This is a genomic window from Viridibacillus soli (genome assembly GCF_016612995.1).
GTDB lineage: Bacteria > Bacillota > Bacilli > Bacillales_A > Planococcaceae > Viridibacillus > Viridibacillus soli.
This window is the reverse complement of sequence record NZ_JAEOAH010000004.1, coordinates 148,381-168,505: the sequence shown is the minus strand read 5'-3', so window position 1 is coordinate 168,505 and position 20,125 is coordinate 148,381. Positions and strand designations below refer to the sequence as shown.

Sequence of the window (20,125 nt, the reverse complement as noted above, 5' to 3'; positions counted from 1 at the left end):
TGCGATAAAAAGAACGGCTCAATTGGCCGTTAATTGTTTTTTTATCTCAAAAAGAAGCTGAGAAGATACGGTATCAATATAGATCATATCTTGATATAAGCGTGACAAAGCAAGTGCGCCTTCAAGAGTAGAGATCCAGACTATAGCGATTTGCTTTACCTTAGTATCTGGTTTTAACTCTCCTTGTTCAACTCCATTTGTAATAATCCATTCAATCATTCCCAGTAATTGATTCATTGCTATCCGTGCTTGCTCTGCCAAAAGAGGATGGTAATCATCCGCTTCTAACATTACGTTCATGATAGGGCACCCTCCGGGAAATGGCTCTTTATGGACAAGAGTTTTAAGAACTGAAATAAATGCTTTTAATTTATCAATCGTATTGGAAGCATTTTTTATCTCTTCGACATAACGCTCAGCCAATTGTGAAGTAGCGTACTGGAATGCTTGAATAGCTAAATCATCTTTACTTTTAAAATGGCGATATATCCCTCCTTTTCCTAATCCCGTCTCCTGCATAATATCAGAAATCGAGGAACCACTATACCCTTTTATATTAAAAAGAGCAGAGGAACGTTCGAGAATCTTTTTTTTTGTTAATTCACCTTTGCGCATGATAGCCTCCTACAAAAAACCAATCGGTCTCTTTTGATTATAAACAAATAAAAAAAGATTAGCAAGATAAAAACAATAGCGATTTTTTATCAATCTTTTTTAAAATTATCGAACTTTATCACAAATTATCAACCTTTACTTAAGAGCTACAATTCCCGATAAAAAAAGACCTAACCCCACTTTAATAACTATTGCATGTGGAATCTGACCTTTTTTCTCATGTCATCATTATTTTTTCAATATACCTAAATATTCTTTCCAAGGGCCAACGTCCGCCCTGTATCTCTCCGCCATTACCCGTACGATTTGAGCAATATGCGTTAAATCATGAACAACCCACGTAGAAAGCAATTCTCTTAACTTAACTACACCAAATGCAGGATGTGACCCCGTCAATTCAAGATGCAATTCAGGTTCCTTCCCCTTCATTGCATTGCAACCATTCAACAGATAAACCAGATAAAAAACACTCCAATGTAGGTGGTGTACGCTCCAGAACCTCAATGGCTTCTTTCAAATTAAAATTCATATAACTGCTCCTTTCTATGATTAATCACGAACTACTCTCCCTACTCCTGTTGTTCAATCACACCCGTTGGTAACAAGTACGACAGCGCCTTTTTGTAATGCTTCTTAAATTTCTAACCACGTCAAATCAACGACATAATCTTTAAAAATTGAATACAGGAATCCTCCGCTTCTTCTTCATGGTTATTATTTTCGATACCTTTCCGGAATGGCTAAGCCAATTTTTTCATCATCCCAAGCTATTGAGCTTATCTTCCAACCACAGGGTGTGCGAATGAACTGCATCGTTTTCATGCCCATTGTATCAAATGCTTCGCCAGCCAACACACCTATTTTTCGATACAGGCTGAAGCGATGAGCGATATTTCCAAAAATCTCTGTAATTTCGTACACTTCCTCTTCCTTGAAATTCATCAAGTTTCCTTCTCTTAATAGTTTCTCTCGGGATTCGATAAACTGCTGGAGACTGTATATAATAGGAGCGCAATCTGTATTTTTAATGATCAGTGCCTCTGGAATAAATAATTCGGAGAGCGCGCGTACATTCAGTTTATTTCCATTTTTATTGGTAAACGCATCAAAAAAGGAGGAGGTTAATCGATCTAGAATCACTTCTGTTTCTGCTGATTCCCACTATTTTTTGATGTGGTTTTCTGTTTTATCAAATACCAAAAGCTTAAGCTCTTCGGGGTCATTGGCCAGCTGAATCAATCTCTCAAATCGAAACCCTAATTTTTCGAGTAGACTGGTTGAAGCTTGATTCTCTTGAGCAGTGATTGCTACAACGCGAGTTAGTCCTAATGTGTCTTTTCCATATGACATTACTGCGGAGGCTGCTTCATAGGCGTAGCCTTTTGACCAATACTTTGGTAGAAAGGCAAACCCAATATCCACATCTTTCAAGGAATCTCTTTTTATCAGACCGCAAATTCCAATCTGGGCATGATCCTCCTTTCGTTCCACCAAATAAAGGCAGAAACCAAATTGTTCATACATGCGAACAGGTCCATTCAAAATATAGGCCCTTGCGTCATCCAGCGTTCTCACACAGCGATCGCCTATGAACCGCAACCAGGAAGGATCGTTCAAAAGCTCAAGGATAAACGCCGCATCGTCGGTTGTTTGCAGGCGAAGGATAAGTCGATCAGTTTCAAGAATTTTCAATAAAATTCACCATCCTTTAGTATTTTTCCGATTTTCTCGTGTAAGAAATAGATGGATTCATCAACTTCAAATTTGTTACTCGTTTGGGATTCACTTTTCTTTTTGTTGCATACTGATACCTCTACTACTTTTTTCTGTTGTAATATCCGTCTTAGCCCTCTACTTGCAGCCTAATCTTGTTCAATGGCGCATTTTAAATACCCAACAACTTTTTAATGCTCCCCATGTCAATCCGCCCTTGCGTTTAATCTATGTTCGATTGAATACGTTCTTCAGAATAAGACTCAATTAATGAATCAGAAGTTTTTTCATTAAGTCCCCAACCTATTAAAATGCTCTTAATTTTAAATTGAAGTTCGATATACCCTCTCACGTCAATAACTGGATTTTGTTCACTCTCAATAACATTTAGAGGGATAATAGGTTCGGCCTTCATATGGCGTAATGGGCCAGCTTCACATTCTTTTGGCTGGGTGTATTCGAGCGTTTCATACTGTTTATATTAAATAAGCTCCCTAAATTTCAACTTTAAGTAGGCTAATATTCTTTAGTGTAAAGCTAAGTACCACCAAAACAAGTATACTAAAACTAATTAATACACCACCTGTTCCTAACACCCCAATTAGTACACCCGTACTTAATGCACTTGCAACTTTAACCAATGAAGCCAAGATTGTTCGAACCCCCATCACACGCCCGATTACTTTTTTCTCAGTATACAGTTGAATAAGGGTTTGAATGCTCGCTAAATGTGCCATCGTACTAAGCCCCAAAATGAAAATACAAAAGAAAAAAAGGAATGGACTTGAACTAATTGATAAGCATAAGCTGGAACTCGTCATACCAAACATCGTCATATAAACGACTTTATGTTTATAGTTTTTTAGTAACTGAACGACAACCAATCCTGCTGTAATGCCACCAACCGCAAAGGTAATTTCAAAAGCTGCATATAGCTTACTCCCACCATCAAATGTCTCTGCTAATGGTAAAAATAAGGTTGTTGCCATTTGAATGCTTATACTATTGATGACAGAGAGTAAAAGCAAATAAGATAAGCCGTTTGTCTCCCTTACATATTGCAAACCGCTTTTGATTTCCTCAAAATAGTGAAAAGATACTTTCTCCTGCTTCGGCAATCCGTCCATCGTTTTCATAAAAAAAATCAGCACGGAGGAAAGGCAAAACAGCAATGCATTTATGATAAAGCAAAGCGTCAGTGATAGATTAATGAACAACAAACCTGCTGCACCGATACCTAAAATCAAAGCAAGCTCACTTAATGATGTCGATTTTCCGAGCACATTGGGAATATCTTGATTCGAAAAAGTTTCTTTTATAAATGACTGTGAAGCTGGCTTATAGACGCTATAACAAAACGCCAGGCATAGCTGAAGGGCACAATACAGAAGAAATGATTGCCACTGAAAATACATGGACAATGCCATTATGAATAAAATGGCTGCAAAACATACCTCTATTATCAACACCAGTTTTTTTGCTTCATGATAGTCGACATACACCGATGCGAACGGCGTAATTAGCATACTCGGTAAATAATAAAGAGCTAACAAAAGCCCAATGGAAGCGGCACTTCCGGTTAATCGATAAACAAGCCAAATCATTGTGACTTGGCGAATGCCTTCTCCAAAATTACTACAAAAAATACTCCATAAGTAAAGCGATTCATTTTTCATTTTGTCACCTCTTGCTTAGAAGTATATACTGGACATATGAATCTAAAAATAGACAGTTGAGGGGATATAATGTCTACCTTTTTTTCGCAGCATAAGCAGCTCTATTATCTATTACACCTTTATCAGCTATACCAGAAACAGCAACCGTGGAATCACCACCAGTTAGCAGAACAGCTGGAGCTTAGCACAAAGCAATTCTCTCGTTATTTAAAGCGATTTAAAGCACAAGGCTACTTCCACTATACACCAGGAAACGGTCGTTCCAATACCTCGCAGATCCATTGGAACAAAAATATTCATGAAGTTCTTCTAAACGCTTTAAAACGAGCCATACAGCAATTACCGATTGAAGAGGTGAATGCATTATTTGAAGATGATTTCTTAATATCAACATTCAAGTCTGAGCTTGCTATTCACTATTTTAAACAATTCAGTTCGCCTAGTAATCCCAATGAAACCCTTCTCATCCCTATTCATAAGCCTGTTCACACGATCCATCCACATCAAGCGAAGGATATTTATTCTATGCAGCTTATTTACAATGTGTACGATCGATTAGTATCCATTGAACATCATGAAACTGTGCCCGGTCTCGCTCACCGCTGGGAAACAAAAGTAGGTGGTACACGCTTTTATTTACGCAAACTAATCTATTTACATAACGGAGTAATATTAACCGCTGAACATGTTAAAACATGTGTAGCTCCATTATTAAACCGAAACAGCTGGCGTTTTATTCACGACATCGTTGTAGAGAGTGAAACCGTCATTTGGTTAATGCATGACGTTTCTGAAACCTATTTACTACATCTACTAAGCACGCTTGAAGCAAGTATTTTTGTGGAAGGTGAAAAGCTTACTGGTTCAGGACCGTATGAAATTGTCAGCTTTTCGGATGAACAAATTCGGTTACAAGCCTTTCCCCATTATTTTGGCTATACTGCCTTTATCGAAAATATTGAGCTGAAGCTTGTGCCATCATCGATCCAACGTATATTAACGATGGACAATCAGCCTCCTTCTGATATAAAGGTCTTATCATATCCAAATGGCGATTGTATGCTATTATTTAATCCTAATCGGCCTTATTTTTCGGCTAAGCAACATCGTCAACTATTTAAACAACAGTACCATTCTTATTTACGGGGCGTAGCGGACGCACTACCAAATGCGATTGCACCGCTTCATGAGGAACCTTTTCATTTGAATATTGGCATCTCAAAAAATAAAGTTGTCCTAAACGCTCGACTAAAAGAAGTCTTTGAACATTTAGCCATTCCTTATAAGCTAACTCAATTAACATTAAATGATTATATTGAAATGGATTCGATTGAAGCATATGATGCAATTATTTACACAAATGTATCGTTTGAGCAGTCGCCATTTCATCAGCTACGTGATTTACTGGATGAATATTCGTTTTTTTCCCATTTCCACCAACATAACGGCCTATTTCAAATGATTGAACAGTCGATGATGGTAAACGATTCTCCTAAATGGCAAAATGATTTCGATACCCTCTCTCAATTTTTACAACATGAAGTATATGCTTTACCTTTATTCACACATATTGAACAATTGCCATATAGTCACGCGTTGCAAAATCTATATACACTCGACTATTCGCTCATTCCCTTTGCACAAATTTGGTATAACGAAAAGTAGCTAGCTTGTATAACAATCCCTAATTTCATCGCATATAAATTGTGAATATCTCTTTTAAACATCAAATTAGGAATTGCATAATATTACTTAGTTTCCGTAAATTAGATAATTATATCATATTGATGAAGAGTGTTTTTACACTACAAGTAATTATTTTATACTTGATTTTCCATTAGTACTGTTTTATACTAATTTTCAGCATAAGAAATTAGCGTTGATGAGGAAAAGTAAAATAAATTAAGTTGTCTAGAGAGCTTCTGTCGGTGGAAATGAAGCGAACTTAACTATTTGAAAATGACCTCTGAGCTTCGTACCGAACAACTTGTTTAGTAGGCTACGACGAGAACGGCACTCGTTACAACAGCTGCAGTATCCCTTACATGGCGTACTGATGAAGGCAAATAGTGAGAGCTATTTGTAAATGAAGGTGGTAACACGGGTATATATCCTCGTCCTGATCAATTATTTTGATTAGGGCGAGGTTTTTTTGTATTTTAAGGAGGATTTATTCATGAGTATTGTTATTGGGGGAGCTTGGCCATATGCCAATGGTTCATTGCATCTAGGACATATTGCCGCATTATTACCGGGAGATATTTTGGCTAGATATTATCGGTTAAAGAAAGAAGAAGTTCTTTATGTATCCGGTAGTGATTGTAATGGAACACCTATTTCCATTCGTGCAAATCAAGAAGGCGTAACGGTAAAAGAAATTGCTGATCGTTATCATGATGAATTTACAGCAAGTTTCAACAAACTCGGTTTTACTTATGATCTCTATACGCGAACGGACACCGAGCATCACCACGTGGAAGTTCAGAATATCTTTTTAGCGCTTTTAGATAACGGTTTTTTGTATAAAAAATCGATTGAACAAACGTATTGTGAAAATGATAAGCAATTTTTACCTGATCGTTTTGTGGAAGGTTTCTGCCCTGTATGTGGTAGTAAAGCACGTGGAGATCAATGTGATCACTGCTCGACGATATTAGATCCACTCGATTTAATCGATAGACGATGTAAAATTTGTGGTAATGAGCCCATCGTGAAAGAAACTGAACATTTTTACTTTGCACTAAGTAAGCTGCAAAACGCACTAGAACATTACGTTGAAAATGCAAAAGAACAAAAAGTATGGCGTCAAAATGCCATCGATTTATCACAGCGATACTTGGCAGATGGAGTCCCTGACCGCGCTGTTACTAGAGATTTACTAAATGGCGTTGATGTTCCAATTGACGGCTTCGATGGTAAGAAAATTTATGTCTGGATTGAAGCGGTATCGGGCTATTACACAGCCAGCTTAGAATGGGCCAAGCAAAACCAGAAGAGTGTGCAAGACTATTGGCACCAAGATACTATCTCTTATTATGTTCATGGGAAAGATAATATCCCCTTCCACACTATCATTTGGCCAGCTATTTTAATGGGCATAAACAACCCTGCCCTACCTACGCATATTGTGTCAAATGAATATTTAACTTTAGAAAAACGAAAGCTCTCTACAAGCCTAAACTGGGCGGTTTGGGTGCCGTATATAATTGAAAAATACGATGCCGATACTATTCGCTATTTTTTAACGATTAATGCGCCCGAAAACCGTGATACAGACTTTTCATGGCGCGAATTTATTTATAGCCATAATAGTGAATTACTCGGGGCTTACGGAAATTTTGTCAATAGGACTTTAAAATTCATCGAAAAATCGTTTGATAAACAAATACCAAAAGGAATTGTCAATCCATTGATTCAACTACAAACGAAAAAGCTCTATGATGAGGTAGGCTTTGCGATTGAACAAAGTCATTTCAAAGCACCACTTGAAGAAATCTTTTACTACATCCGCTCTGCCAATAAATACTTCGATGAGCAGCAGCCGTGGTTACAAATAAAAGAGAATACAGAGGCATGCGCTAACACACTGACAACATGTGTCTATATTATTGCGAATTTATCACAACTACTAGATCCATTCATACCTTTTTCAACGAAGAAAATACGCGACATGCTCGGAATTACAGATATTACATGGCATGAATTAGTAGATTTACCTGTCTCTATTCACTATGTAGAACCGCTGTTTCAGCGATTAGATGTTGCTTTAATTGAAGAGGAATTTAACCATTTAGTAACACAAAGTAATACAAATGTATAAACAATAGCGTAGAGCGCTAGTATACACCCGACACCACTTAGTGAGAGTAATCAGAGCTGGATGCAGCCAATACCTTGTAGAATTGTTATCCACAATGCAAGTTTTTAATTTCCTTAACAACAAAAAAGCTTTCGATAAATGGCTAATCCATTGGTCGAAAGCTTTACTCTGTAAAAATATAGTTACGATCACTCTTTTTGCACCTTGCCATACTTCCCTCCGCCGCCAACTTCTATTAATAATTCCCCTTTTCGAGCCTGATCAATATAATTCACTAATTTTTCGGGCACTACTTCAGCTAGCTCTTTATAAGATGCCTTATGTAAAATATTCATCTCTGTACCAACTGCAAGTAGCAATTTTTCTAACGATTTCGGACCAAGCCCTGGAATGAAATCGAGAGGAACTTGATGAATATACGGTGGGCGCGAGCGCAAGTTCTCCCCTTCTTCGGATAACTCTTTAATTCTCGTTGCAACACCTTTAATAATATGGTGCCCATGACAGACAGGACATTCCGTGATACCATCATTTACTTGCACTGCACAGCCGCCACAAACCGTTTGATGGTATTTACCTAGCAATGGATTCAAGCCATAATTAGCAATAACAGCACGTCCATCTTGTTCTTGAAGGGCTTTTTGCAATTCATTAAAACTCGCATGATCAAGCCTCATTTTTTGGTATTCCCTTGCAATTTTGCCTACTGAATGAGCATCTGAATTTGTTAAAAAGGTATACTGCTGCAATTCTCTTATGCCCCTTACCATATACGTATCAGAGCTTAAGCCAAGTTCTATTGCATCGATACCGTCCGGATCAAACACCTCACTTAAGCTCGATAGAACACCTTTCCCATAAAGACTTTTAAAAGGAGTAAAAACATGGGCAGGGATAAACAAACCACCAAGCGATTTCACCTTATTTTGAAGCGTAATGCCATCACAATATATACGTTGAGAGCTTAAATTAATATTCTTCACATAGCCACTCATCCACTTCGAAAAAGACTTCATAATTTTAATTGTAGGAAAATAAGCGAGAACATGAATCGGTCCGTGACAATGCTCATCATAAATTTCAATTTCAGCCCCAGGAATCAAAGTTGTTTGCTCAAAACGCAAGCCACCATCCTCAATTTCTTCCACCTCACCAAGTTGAATCAGCTCTTCAATTTCCTCGATTACTTCCGGAGAATGACAGTCAATGATCCCAATCAAATCAATGCCCTTCCGCTCACTAGCGGCTTCCAAAATACGATGTAATGTTAATCTTTTACTACCTGTAATTTTAACCGGCCTACCACTTTTTGTTCGACCGATATGAATATGTAAATCTGCGTAAAATTCCCTCACTGATTTTCACCCCCTTTTTAGTTAGGTTTTTCATTCTGCAATTGGAATCGCTTTTTTACAGACAAAAGAATTCGTTGAATTTGCCATTTTTTACGGTATTCATATGTTTCACTTATCTCATACATATTATACATATGCTAGCTGGAGCAACCAGAAATGCTCTAAAGCTCGTAATATCGATTTGTGAGCTATCTAGTAAATGCACCATTGCAATCCATACTATGGATAATAAAAAAGACAATAAAAAAACCGACTCTAATTAAAGAGTCGATTTTTCGACAGCTAGTTCAAATTAAGCTTTTTGAACGTTAGCAGCTTGAGCGCCACGAGCGCCTTGCTCAACGTCGAAAGTAACTTTTTGACCTTCGTCTAAAGATTTGAATCCTTCACTTTGGATTGCTGAGAAGTGTACGAATACGTCATCTCCGTTTTCGCGTTCGATAAATCCAAAACCTTTTTCTGCGTTAAACCATTTCACTGTACCTTGTTCCATTATTGTTGCCTCCTAGTGTGATATCCACACATTGTATTACTATCCTTGTCCAAAGTGATGGTCCAGACGACAAGTCAAACTTATACTGCCCTTTGCACCGAACAAAAATAACTAACTTCATAATACCATGCATATTTAAGATAAGCAAGCGTTGTAACGAATAAAAATCAAAATAACTAAATTCCACCGTGCTTTTCTAAGTTTTATAAACGCACAAACATTGATACAGCAGCCTTTTCATCAAAAATTACTTTATTTAAAAATTTTTAAAATAAATTAAAATATTCCTCTTTTAAAAGTTATTTCCTGTATTTTGAGACTTTATCTGTGTATAAACATTTTGAAATCCTACTATTTCAGCATTCCTTAGTTGAAAACTTCTGCAAATATAGTATGGTTTTTTCCTTCTTTATCATACCAATTTCATACGTCCATAAGAATCTGTTGAAAATTATTCCACTTCTTTAAGCATTCTTTCTATATTTATGATACGTTCATTCATATCTGCTAACATTTTCTTTTACATATGTAGATTTTCAGGTTCTATTTGTAATTATTTCATTACAGATATACACCAAAATCAACTTCAAATAAAATATCTACACAGGTGTGTTGATTAGGGGAATATTAGGATGTTATTTACCGTTAAAATGGTTTTTTTATGTGCAATACTAACGTATGTTACTACTTTTTTTTGATTGTAGCGGAGGAAGCCGCTCGGTGCTTGACCGCGGAAAGCGAGCATCCCGTAGCGGAAATCAACCTACCACTTTAATAGTAATAGTTTAAATTGGTTGATGAACACACCTGATATCTACAAATAAAACCTCAAAAAGGAATCCCATTATCCTTTTTGAGGTTCTTCTTTATAAGTTACGTTTCGCTTCCACTAACCGTTGAAATTCACTCTCTAGTTTCTGATTAGGCTCTATGCTGAGTCGGCCTAACACTTCAGAAATCTTTAAATTTAATATTAGTAATTCATTTTCTTTGCTATCAGGCTTTTCCTTTTCCTGCGCTCTTTCTTTTAAGGGTCCTTCAAATAATTGAATTTGCTTATTTTCAATCACTAACTGGCGAGTTGAAATATTTTCTACAAAACGTCGATCATGTGAGACGAAAATAATCGTTCCTTCATATTCTTTTAAGAGTGATTCAAATGCTTCAACTGCCCCTATATCTAGAAAATTAGTCGGTTCATCTAATATCAACGTATTAACATCGCTAACGAAAATTCTGGCAAGTGCTACCTTTACCCGCTCGCCTCCACTAAGTATAGCTACTTTTTTATACACATCTTCTCTTTTAAAGTGGAGCCTTGCTAGCACGGTTCTTATAAACGTCTCATCTTGTATAGACTTTTCACTCACATTTTCTAAAATGGATTTCTCAACATTTAGTACATGCAAGTTCTGACTAAAATAACCGACTTTCACTGCAGGTGAGATCGTAACTCCTTTTTCTTGTTGGAGGATTTTCTTCAATAAAGTTGTTTTTCCACTACCATTATTCCCTGTAATTGCGAGTTTATCTCCTCCACGAATTTGGAAGTTGCTTTTCTGCCAAAGCATACGCCCTCCGATTCGACCTTCAACACCTTCAACTCGAATAGTAATTTTCCCTTTCACTGTTTCGCCGTTTGGTAACGCCATTTTAATCGCTGCCGATTCTCTTACTTTCTCCACTTTTTCAAGTTGCTCTAATCTCGTTTCAATCGCCTTAGCCGTTTTTTGTAATTTCTTTTGTTTTTTTGCGAAATACGGTTTTGCTCCAGTAATGGACGCTTCCGATCGACTTACCGTTTTCGGAACTTTTGTTGCTTTTGCTGCTTTCTTTTCTTTTAAAACTAAGGCGTCTTCTAATTGTTTTTTCTTTCGTTCATATTTTTCATAAGATGCTTCCTGCTGTTTTTTCTCTATTTTCTTTTGTTCAGCATAGTCGGAGTAATTCCCTTTATACTCTTTTAAAATGCCATTTTCAAGCTCCCATATTTTCGTACAAACTGCATCTAAAAAGGCACGGTCATGAGACACGATTACGAATGCTCCTCCCTTTTTTAATAGCTCCCCTTCAAGCCATTCCACATGATGCGTATCTAAATGGGTCGTTGGTTCATCTGTTAATAGTAGGCGGGCATTTTTTGATAACGTTCCTTGTATATATGCCTTTGTTACTTCCCCACCGCTTTTAGTTGACGTCGATTCCTTTAACTGCGGCATAAGTTCCAACGTACTGTAAGTTTTCACATGCCCGCTCTCTGGTTCTTTGATCCCTGCTAACACTTCAAGCAAAGTCGTTTTCCCACAACCATTCCCACCAATTAAGCCAATGCGGTCTTGGTCGTTGATTTGTAACTTTTCTATGTTCAAAATTTCTCTATCCTTGACTGAATACTGCAACTTGCTAGCTTCTAATAACATCATAATAATCTCTCCCCTCATGTATCGGGGCAAAAAAAATGCCCCCTATTACAATCAGAATAGGAGACATGGGTGCACTGAAAAAAGAGTCCTCTCTTTTTTGTCCAACACATGAATGACAATCCTATTCTGAAAACACAGGAATGAAGGCATTTTGAAAAAACAGAGTAATTCCTCTGAATTTTAAATACGATTCATTCTTAGCTTTCGAAAAAATAGGATTAGTACTTCATGTAATTGGGTCACCCTTTCGTTTTTAGTTAGTCTTAATATACAAAATTTTACTCAAAATGTCCATTTGTAATCTAAAAATAATCGATAAAACTTGGCACTGCATTTGGAATGATGCCCTCAAGTAAGGAAACTGATGCTACGCCACCTTTTAATCTTTCTATACTATGCAAATACGTTGGACGCTTATACCCTAGGAACATCGTAACGAAAGTTTGAACCGTCATCTTGACTGTACCTGGCTCAATTTCCTTACATATTTTTGCTACCATTACTTCACCAGCTTGAGCAGTAATTTCAAATGTACCATGATTCCATTCAAGAAGTGAGTCTGTGATTGCTAGTCGAATATGGAAGGAAGCCTTTGTAAAAGGAAAACGCTCGAGAAACTTTTCGACGTCAATAATTCTTGCCATAAAGTAAGGCGAGACATTTTGTTTGATCTCACTATCTTCCATTAAGAAAGCAATGGCCTCATTACCCGAAGTTTTGCCGAACACATTATAGACCATTGAGCTATGAGCATGTACAAAATTCCATAGTGCCTTTCGTGCAACCTCTTTCAAATAGACGAGCTCATCGATATAAAAATTCTCCTCCATAATCCGGTAAAACATATAGCCAAGTGCTAATCCATCATCGTCATAATATACGGCTGCTTGTAATTTTGTATCACTACCTTCAAACTTCTCTTCCCAGTAGGATTCTTGAAATTTCTCATTCCAAGCAATAGCATTCCGCACCATTGCACCGTGTACGTTGCTTGCATATCTATTATAAACATCGCGAAGATCCGAAAAGTCATCCTTTATACGTCTTACTTGTCCAGGTATATCTCTATAGTAAGGTAGCTGCGTATCCTTCACTTGATATTCTAGAATATCACTCATAATTTCAAAGCCCTTTTTGCGATAATAAGGAATCGAATATGGAAATAAATACGCGATATATCGTCCCTCTTCACGCATTCGCATCATACTCTCAACCATTAAGTCATGCATTAACCCATGCCTCGAATATTCCGGATATGTACCCACCGCAGTCATGCCACCCATTTCATAAATGGTGCCATGAATATTCACTTGAAACGGCAAATTTAAGATTTGCGCGACAAGTTGTTCTCTGTCAAACCAAGCCAGCGCTAGCCCCTCATCAAACTGCTTACTTTTGGCATTAACAAATAACCGGTCCTTATTTATAGATAATGAAATTTGAAACACATAATTTAATAGCTCTATCGACTGAGCAATTTCTGACTGTGGAATTTCCCGCATGACTAATTCTTTGGACCTTCCCATTTCAAAGCCCCCTTATCTCTTCAATTCTTATTTAAAATATAACCAAGTTTACTTCATTTTGTTCTAATTTTCACATTATATTATGTTAAACTAGGAAAAATCCCTTAAGGAGGAATTTTTTTGAAATTAAAAAAGATTATTACTCTCTTTATCTTCATTTGTTTAATGACCATACCCAATCATTCCTCTGCTACTAAATGGGGATATTCACTCGTTACGTGGGACGGCTATGTTTATGAAGTAACGGATGAACTTGTCACTGAAGTAGACAAAGAAATTGGACATGTCACGAGTTATTCAGATATGGAACCACTTGGTGGGAACTTTTCGAATACGTATAAAAAAGGAACTAAATACTTCTCTATTAATGAAATTAGTACGGATCAAGCAATTGCCGTTCAAGTAAAGGATGACCAGTTTTTAAAAGCGGTTATGAGGCACGAGCAACAGTCAACTTTACTCAACACGATAAGAGAGCTCTTTTTTCCTATTTCAGCTGGATTTATCATTTTAGGATTGATAATCATCATTATTTCAAGACGGTTTAAATAGAAAAATGCCAAGAGCTACATATTGTAGCCTTGGCATTTTGTTTATATTATAAAACGAATTACACTTGAGTTAAATATACATAAATGGTAATATTTATTTAAAATTAGTTAGTTAGTTGAATAACTAAATGCGAGGTGAGTAAATGGCTAAACCAAATGTTATTAAAAAAGAGGATTTAATTACAGCTGCAAAGGAATGTTTAGTTGAAAAAGGAATAGAAAAATTTACTTTACGAGCAGTTGCAGATGTAGCAATGGTGACACAAGGTACTATATATTATCATTTTCGAACAAAGGAACAATTGCTATTAGAAGTTGTTAAGGATATTTGTGATGGCTCTTGGAAAGAATTATCGCAAATCAACGAGGATGTCATAAGCCAAGCGATAATTTCCGCTAAAAGTCGCTGTTCTCATGATTCATTTTTTCATAAATTATTTTTAACATTAGTTGTTACCGGTTTTAATAATGACAAAATAAGAGAGCAACTTGGAAATATTCTGATGCAAGAAAATGAAGCTCTTTCCAAAAGCATATTAAAATTATGGACTAAATCACCTATTGAAGGAGTCTCAATTGAAACATGGGGTGTTTTTTTAAACGCTATTGTAGACGGATTAGCTCTACAAGCATTGGTATCAAAAAATTGCTCAATAGAAAATACTTTTGAAGAGCTTGAACAATTGATTATTGGGCTAGATCGATTAACTAATTTGGGGGATGGCAAATGAAAGAATACTTCAAAACAGCATTATGGGGTATTTTAATATGGGTCTTTGTTACAGTATTTTTCATTTATTTTGGAGAACATGTTCTCTTCAGTCCTGGAACAAATTCATTTGTAATAAGCTTATTTTTACTTTTAGTTGGAACGGGATTTTTATTAGTTGGTGTTACATGTTTGTATTTGCTATTTGATAAATCAGACAATTCACCACTTAAATTCGGATTGGTTGGAACAACTATCGGTTTAATATTAGATACATTTTCTTTATCTAATCATCATTTTATTTTCCCAGAACTAGATGATTCACAAGTTATTGCTTTTGCTGCTTGGATGTCTTTTGCTTACGCTTTATATTTACTCATTCCAACTTTAATTTATAAACTTAGGAAAAGAAAGAATCATCGCATTCAAGCAAATCTTTCCTAATGAACTGTTTTCCTATATCCAATAATCTCTAGAATCTGGAAAATGCAACATTATACGTACCTAGTATCTTGCACAAATATATAATACAATATTATTTCTTAACCCTCAAAAATGCCAAGAGCTGTATAAGCAGCCTTGGCATTTTGTTTATTTGCGGATAATCACTAACTAATTAGATGGAGTTGCCGGAGTTGCGTATCTTTCTTCTTTACTCGTCTCCATAGGAAAATCATATACACTAATAAAACAAAAAAGATTATATAAGCTGATGTTATTGAACTTTCAACATTCCCCATAAAGTTGAAAAAGTTATTAAAGCAATGGAACAGTATCGTAATAATAATCGAATGCCCATCCATCACTAGCAAAGCTAAAACAAGTCCTACAACAAACGCATATAAAATTTGGATAATCGTGTCCGAAAGCGATTGCCCTCCTATTAACTGCAGAGAATGTGTCACTCCGAAAAGTATGCTAGAAATCCAAACTGCTGTAAAAGTACCCTTTGCCGATACTATTCTCAGCATCATTCCTCTAAAAATCGTTTCCTCGATAAATCCAACGATAAATAACTGCATTATGAACATGGCGATTAAATTAGAGAAAGACTCAGAATTTAAGCCATTAGTGCTAAATAGAATGATACATAATACGAGAAGAAGCGGTGAGTATAATAAAAGATTTTCTTTATTGATATTTACCTTTACAAAAAAGTAATTTCTCCATTTCTTTTTGTAAGCTATAAATAAGAAGAGACCTAACGCTAATGGTATAAGCATGACAAATTGCAAATACTGGATAGAAGGTTCCGTAATCGTTGCATAGGCGCCATTTAATGCATAAAAGAACATTAGGAGCAATTCTAAGCCAATGACTTTAAAGACGATTTTTTTATTCAATTTGTTAATTCCTTTCTCAGCTAATTTTCTTAGATCGGTACATTTTATGAAATTAGATTGGCAGAGTATTCATCCCAAAGATGATTCTTTTCACTTAGATGCCCCCTTTTCCGATATTCTTCTATCTTTAAAACAGCCTTATCAACGTATAATTTGAGATCTATCTTAATAATTAAGTGAAAGATACACAGCTACTCTCTTTTCAAATCCTCTTTATTTAATAACAAGTACGTACAAACCCATAAAATTACGGAAACAATTAATAGCAAGCCAAAAGGGAGAAGCTCCAATAAACTTAGATGTTGATTTAAAGCGAAATTAAAAATAGGCTTGGTTCTATCGTGATAGAACCAAGCCTATTTTCGCTTCAGTTATTTCGAATGTCGAATGTTCAACAAACGTACTCCAAACCTACAATTCACACCAATTCTAAACGACTTATTTTCATTTGAATCAGCTCTACAACATATTTTGGATCCACTCTATCTTTTACGTTTAGACGAAGTAATGCTTCACTTAATTCTTTATCCTTTTCGATAAAAGTTTGGTATTTCCCGTAATATATTGATACTTCAGGATAGTCCTTCGCCAATTTTTCTACTTTGCTGTTTATTTTATATTCATTCGTTCCGTAGCCGAGAGATACGTACAATTCAACTAATAACTCTACAATCAATTCAAATAGGAACATGTATCACTCACTAAAATCTAAATTACTTGGTTGTTTTGGAAAATGCTCCTGTGAAAGCATATTTGTCGTAGCTACTTTTTCGTTCACTTCTTCAAAACGAAAGCCATCTGCCCATACTTTCCCAGTACCAATAAGTAGAACGCCAAAGTGAATGGAGGCACTTTCTTCTGGAACATCTAAAATAATTGAATAGTGATTCCAATCTGTTGTTTCTTTAATGGCGCGATTATCCATATTATCAAATTGGATGGTATCGCCAGAATTGTTATCAATTCGAAGCCATGCACCGCATTTTGTAACGTTTTCTGTTTTTAAAAAGCACGAAAGCTTTAATCGTTTTCCTTTGTAATCATGTGCTTGGAAACCTTGCATGATTGTTGCAAACTGCTGTACGTTTGCTTCACCTTTTGCAAAAAGTAACCCTGATTTTGTCCCTGTGTGAAATACATCCCCGTCTACTACAAAGTCATACAACTCTGGATTAGAGCCACTTAAGCTCCACCCTTTAATTTGTTCGCTTGTATTCATTGTCTTCTCCTCCTCTATCATTCGTACTGCTTGCATTAACTTTCGATATTTCCCAGGTGGCAAGTCATACACTTCTTTAAATGCTCTTGTAAACGCCTCTTGAGATTGAAATTGAAGTAGGAAAGCAATCGTTAATATTGATTCATCTGTGTGCAATAGAAGCGTTGCAGCCATTGCTGTTCGACGTAAACGAATATATTCCCCAATGGACTTCCCTGTTTCTTGTTTAAAAATCCGCAATAAATGATATTTCGAATAACCGATAACAGAAGGGAAAGTATCAAGTTGAATTTCTTCCGTCAGATTGCTTTCGATATAAGAAATTGTTTTTTGCGTTACTTCGCTGTAATACATCTTGCTCACCTCGTAATCATCATACCGAATATTGAGAAAGTTTTTTTGATAAATATTGCTAAATATAACTGCCTGCTTGTGGAAAAACTCTCCGCCTTCATTATACATTATTTGGAAATATATTTCAGAGCCGCACCAAAATCATAATCCATAATTTAACGCTTGTGCCTATTTCTTAACGAAAAAATGCCTCTTAAGTCCATTTAATGACTTAGAGGCACCTCAAATTTTGCAATTTAACTTACTTTTATATTCTTTAGTTTTTACTTTGAGCAACTGCTGCACCTATCAAGTAAGATAACATGTCTTCCATTACTTTTCCTCTTCATAAATAAAAACATCTTCAATTGAACAGTTGAATAGTCGAGAAATCTTAAAAGCTAAAGTAATTGAAGGATTGTATCGTTCCTTCTCCAACGAAATAATGGTTTGTCTAGATACTTCTAATTTTTCCGCCAAATCATCTTGCGTATAATTATATTTAGCTCGAAATGCTTTAATGTTATTTTTCATTTTCGCTCCATCTTTCGAGTAAAGTTAACTTTACACCAAGTCTACTTGACACCTTAATTGAAGTCAAGTTCACTTAACTCTTATATATAAAATTATTCACGTCACTATAAATACAGCTATACCCCTTGTCTAGAAATTTTAATATGGCGTTTTCTCTTTACATATTTTCCACAATCCAACTAAATGAATTATTTACTATTATTGTATTTAATGAGAATATATTATTAGAAGCCGCTTCATGTCATCATTATATTTAAAGGGGATGGAAAAATTGTTTCCAATTTTAGAAACAGAAAGACTAGTCTTAAGAGAAATCATAAAAGATGATAAACCTGCAATTTTCGATTACTTTTCAAGAAATGACGTTATTCGTTATTACGGTATGGAAGCATTGACAAATATTGAACAAGCAGAACAATTAGTTAATGCATTTGCGAAAAATTATCAAGATAAACGCGGTATTAGATGGGGAATTGAATTAAAACATCACGCTGGGTTAATAGGAACAATCGGATTTAACGCTTGGTCTTCAATGCATAAAAGAGCAGAAATAGGCTACGATCTTCATCCCGATTTCTGGGGTAAGGGCTATGCATCGGAAGCGGTTACTGAAGTTGTATCCTATGGCTTTAACGTTCTAGATTTAACTCGTATTGGAGCGGTGGTTTTTATTGAAAATAAAGCATCTAATACATTATTAACAAAATTAGGATTCGAAAAAGAAGGTATTTTAAAGAACTATATGTATCAAAATGGCGATCCTTATGATACGAATATGTATTCCTTATTGAAAAGCAGATTTTAACAGTAGACTCTAATTCATCAAAATAAAAAGGACATGTTTGCTGTCCTTTTTCCAGGTTTCTTCTTCATCTAAAAACCATTTTTAAATGAAGAGTACAATTTTTTGGTTCAATACCAAAATCTGTTCTTGTTAAAATTACAATCATCTCAAGATACTGTGGATTCTCAGCAATTTCTTAAAAACAAAGAGATTGACAAGATGGAGAAATAGACAACTATTTCGTCAAGTACATGTTATGGTGAAGACCCAATTTTTTAAAGCTTTTTTTATTCCAAATCCTATCCATCTGCCATCAATATCTTCAATCACAAATTCTTTATTATTATAATCAGTATTAGATAATGCACGTACTATTTTCACACCGGCGTTACGGAATTCTTCTTGAAGTACTTCTTGATTGTCTGTAATGAAGTATGCATCATATCCATAACCATATAAATTTCTATTTGGAATTACTTCTTGTCCGATTGACGATGTTAAAATAATTTCGGTTGAATCACGATATAAACAAATATGAGGTTCTTCTGAGTCCATATAATGTTCGGCATTAAACCCCATTTTTTGTTCATAGTAATTTGCAGTTTTTAATATATCCGCGGTCGGAAAGACACAGTGTGACATTAACAACATTTTTTCCATACGATTTCTCCTTCCCTCCTATTGCTAATAAAAGTGCAGTCCAACTCGTTTCCTCCATATATTGATCTGTCAATCTCTCCCTATTCCTTCTGATTATTTTGATCAATGATATTATATTTCCATATTAAAAACGACTATCCAAACAGAAAGCAACCACACCAAATGCTAATGATAAAATACATAAAAACATAAACACCATAGCCAAAATCCTCGCATTGTGCGTACTTTTTTTATGTTGAAGATTTTTCATGAATTTTAGCATATTGTCTATGCATAATGCCCCAAATAATGGCGCTAGTATAAAGAATGTGAAAAACTCCATTGTTAAACACCTCTAGTTTTAATCTAACTTTACCAGATATCAGAAAATA

General features: G+C 35.6%; 20 protein-coding genes, 1 pseudogene and 1 other annotated feature. Of the genes and pseudogenes, 6 read left to right on the top strand and 15 right to left on the bottom strand.

Annotated elements, in window-relative coordinates; translation table 11 throughout:
- Positions 1-18: 18 nt before the first annotated feature.
- From JFL43_RS04655 to JFL43_RS04630, 6 genes and pseudogenes are all read right to left on the bottom strand, one after another.
- A complete protein-coding gene (locus JFL43_RS04655; RefSeq protein ID WP_200748137.1) occupies positions 19-615 on the bottom strand; it encodes a TetR/AcrR family transcriptional regulator in 597 nt (198 codons plus the stop codon).
- Positions 616-843: 228 nt separating this feature from the next.
- Positions 844-1,144 (bottom strand): annotated as a pseudogene (locus tag JFL43_RS04650) (hypothetical protein).
- Positions 1,145-1,329: 185 nt separating this feature from the next.
- Entirely contained in the window at positions 1,330-1,557 is a 228-nt protein-coding gene (locus JFL43_RS04645; protein ID WP_200748136.1) for a hypothetical protein, read from the bottom strand.
- 219 nt (positions 1,558-1,776) lie between these two features.
- Positions 1,777-2,307 carry a GNAT family N-acetyltransferase gene (locus JFL43_RS04640; RefSeq protein ID WP_200748135.1) on the bottom strand — a complete coding sequence of 177 codons (531 nt, stop codon included), beginning with the start codon at positions 2,305-2,307 and terminating at the stop codon, positions 1,777-1,779.
- A gap of 244 nt (positions 2,308-2,551) precedes the next feature.
- Positions 2,552-2,743 (bottom strand): hypothetical protein, encoded by a 192-nt coding sequence (locus JFL43_RS04635; RefSeq protein ID WP_200748134.1) that lies wholly within the window; start codon positions 2,741-2,743, stop codon positions 2,552-2,554.
- Positions 2,744-2,822: 79 nt separating this feature from the next.
- Positions 2,823-4,004 (bottom strand): MFS transporter, encoded by a 1,182-nt coding sequence (locus tag JFL43_RS04630; protein ID WP_200748133.1) that lies wholly within the window; start codon positions 4,002-4,004, stop codon positions 2,823-2,825.
- 69 nt (positions 4,005-4,073) lie between these two features.
- Between JFL43_RS04630 and JFL43_RS04625 the strand changes: the two genes are divergently transcribed.
- Both JFL43_RS04625 and metG read left to right on the top strand, forming a co-directional pair.
- Complete coding sequence (locus tag JFL43_RS04625; RefSeq protein ID WP_200748132.1) at positions 4,074-5,669, top strand: ABC transporter substrate-binding protein; 1,596 nt, start codon at positions 4,074-4,076, stop codon at positions 5,667-5,669.
- A 205-nt stretch (positions 5,670-5,874) separates the two neighbouring features.
- Positions 5,875-6,129: a binding site (T-box leader), on the top strand.
- Positions 6,130-6,180: 51 nt separating this feature from the next.
- Complete coding sequence (metG, locus tag JFL43_RS04620; protein WP_200748131.1) at positions 6,181-7,824, top strand: methionine--tRNA ligase; 1,644 nt, start codon at positions 6,181-6,183, stop codon at positions 7,822-7,824.
- A gap of 188 nt (positions 7,825-8,012) precedes the next feature.
- Here the strand turns inward: metG and JFL43_RS04615 are convergent, their stop codons facing one another.
- From JFL43_RS04615 to JFL43_RS04600, 4 genes are all read right to left on the bottom strand, one after another.
- Entirely contained in the window at positions 8,013-9,179 is a 1,167-nt protein-coding gene (locus JFL43_RS04615) for an endonuclease Q family protein (RefSeq protein ID WP_200748130.1), read from the bottom strand.
- A 292-nt stretch (positions 9,180-9,471) separates the two neighbouring features.
- Entirely contained in the window at positions 9,472-9,672 is a 201-nt protein-coding gene (gene cspC, locus JFL43_RS04610; RefSeq protein ID WP_010331195.1) for a cold shock protein CspC, read from the bottom strand.
- A gap of 866 nt (positions 9,673-10,538) precedes the next feature.
- Positions 10,539-12,095, bottom strand: a complete 1,557-nt coding sequence (locus JFL43_RS04605) for a Vga family ABC-F type ribosomal protection protein (protein ID WP_200748129.1) — start codon at positions 12,093-12,095, stop codon at positions 10,539-10,541.
- Between the two features lie 302 nt (positions 12,096-12,397).
- Positions 12,398-13,621 (bottom strand): GNAT family N-acetyltransferase, encoded by a 1,224-nt coding sequence (locus tag JFL43_RS04600; protein WP_200748128.1) that lies wholly within the window; start codon positions 13,619-13,621, stop codon positions 12,398-12,400.
- Between the two features lie 120 nt (positions 13,622-13,741).
- Between JFL43_RS04600 and JFL43_RS04595 the strand changes: the two genes are divergently transcribed.
- The 3 genes from JFL43_RS04595 (at position 13,742) to JFL43_RS04585 (ending at position 15,325) form a co-directional block, all read left to right on the top strand.
- Positions 13,742-14,173, top strand: a complete 432-nt coding sequence (locus tag JFL43_RS04595; protein WP_200748127.1) for a hypothetical protein — start codon at positions 13,742-13,744, stop codon at positions 14,171-14,173.
- Between the two features lie 142 nt (positions 14,174-14,315).
- A complete protein-coding gene (locus tag JFL43_RS04590; protein ID WP_200748126.1) occupies positions 14,316-14,903 on the top strand; it encodes a TetR/AcrR family transcriptional regulator in 588 nt (195 codons plus the stop codon).
- Positions 14,900-15,325, top strand: coding sequence for a DUF5367 family protein (locus JFL43_RS04585; protein WP_200748125.1), 426 nt, complete (start codon positions 14,900-14,902; stop codon positions 15,323-15,325). Before JFL43_RS04590 ends, JFL43_RS04585 begins: the two co-directional genes overlap by 4 nt.
- Positions 15,326-15,489: 164 nt before the next feature.
- Here JFL43_RS04585 and JFL43_RS04580 read toward each other — a convergent pair whose 3' ends face one another.
- The 4 genes from JFL43_RS04580 to JFL43_RS04565 all read right to left on the bottom strand — a co-directional run bounded on the left by JFL43_RS04580 (position 15,490) and on the right by JFL43_RS04565 (position 18,310).
- On the bottom strand, positions 15,490-16,224 hold the full coding sequence (locus JFL43_RS04580) for a CPBP family intramembrane glutamic endopeptidase (RefSeq protein WP_234447591.1): 735 nt from the start codon (positions 16,222-16,224) through the stop codon (positions 15,490-15,492).
- A 418-nt stretch (positions 16,225-16,642) separates the two neighbouring features.
- Positions 16,643-16,915 carry a hypothetical protein gene (locus JFL43_RS04575; RefSeq protein ID WP_200748124.1) on the bottom strand — a complete coding sequence of 91 codons (273 nt, stop codon included), beginning with the start codon at positions 16,913-16,915 and terminating at the stop codon, positions 16,643-16,645.
- A 3-nt stretch (positions 16,916-16,918) separates the two neighbouring features.
- The gene (locus JFL43_RS04570; protein ID WP_200748123.1) at positions 16,919-17,797 is read right to left on the bottom strand and encodes a helix-turn-helix transcriptional regulator; all 879 of its coding nucleotides are present in this window, start codon (positions 17,795-17,797) and stop codon (positions 16,919-16,921) included.
- A gap of 312 nt (positions 17,798-18,109) precedes the next feature.
- Positions 18,110-18,310: a helix-turn-helix transcriptional regulator gene (locus JFL43_RS04565; protein ID WP_100797824.1), complete on the bottom strand. Its 201-nt coding sequence runs from the start codon at positions 18,308-18,310 to the stop codon at positions 18,110-18,112.
- Between the two features lie 271 nt (positions 18,311-18,581).
- Between JFL43_RS04565 and JFL43_RS04560 the strand changes: the two genes are divergently transcribed.
- A complete protein-coding gene (locus tag JFL43_RS04560; protein WP_200748122.1) occupies positions 18,582-19,115 on the top strand; it encodes a GNAT family N-acetyltransferase in 534 nt (177 codons plus the stop codon).
- 222 nt (positions 19,116-19,337) lie between these two features.
- Here JFL43_RS04560 and JFL43_RS04555 read toward each other — a convergent pair whose 3' ends face one another.
- Positions 19,338-19,754 (bottom strand): VOC family protein, encoded by a 417-nt coding sequence (locus JFL43_RS04555; protein WP_200748121.1) that lies wholly within the window; start codon positions 19,752-19,754, stop codon positions 19,338-19,340.
- Positions 19,755-20,125: the final 371 nt, after the last annotated feature.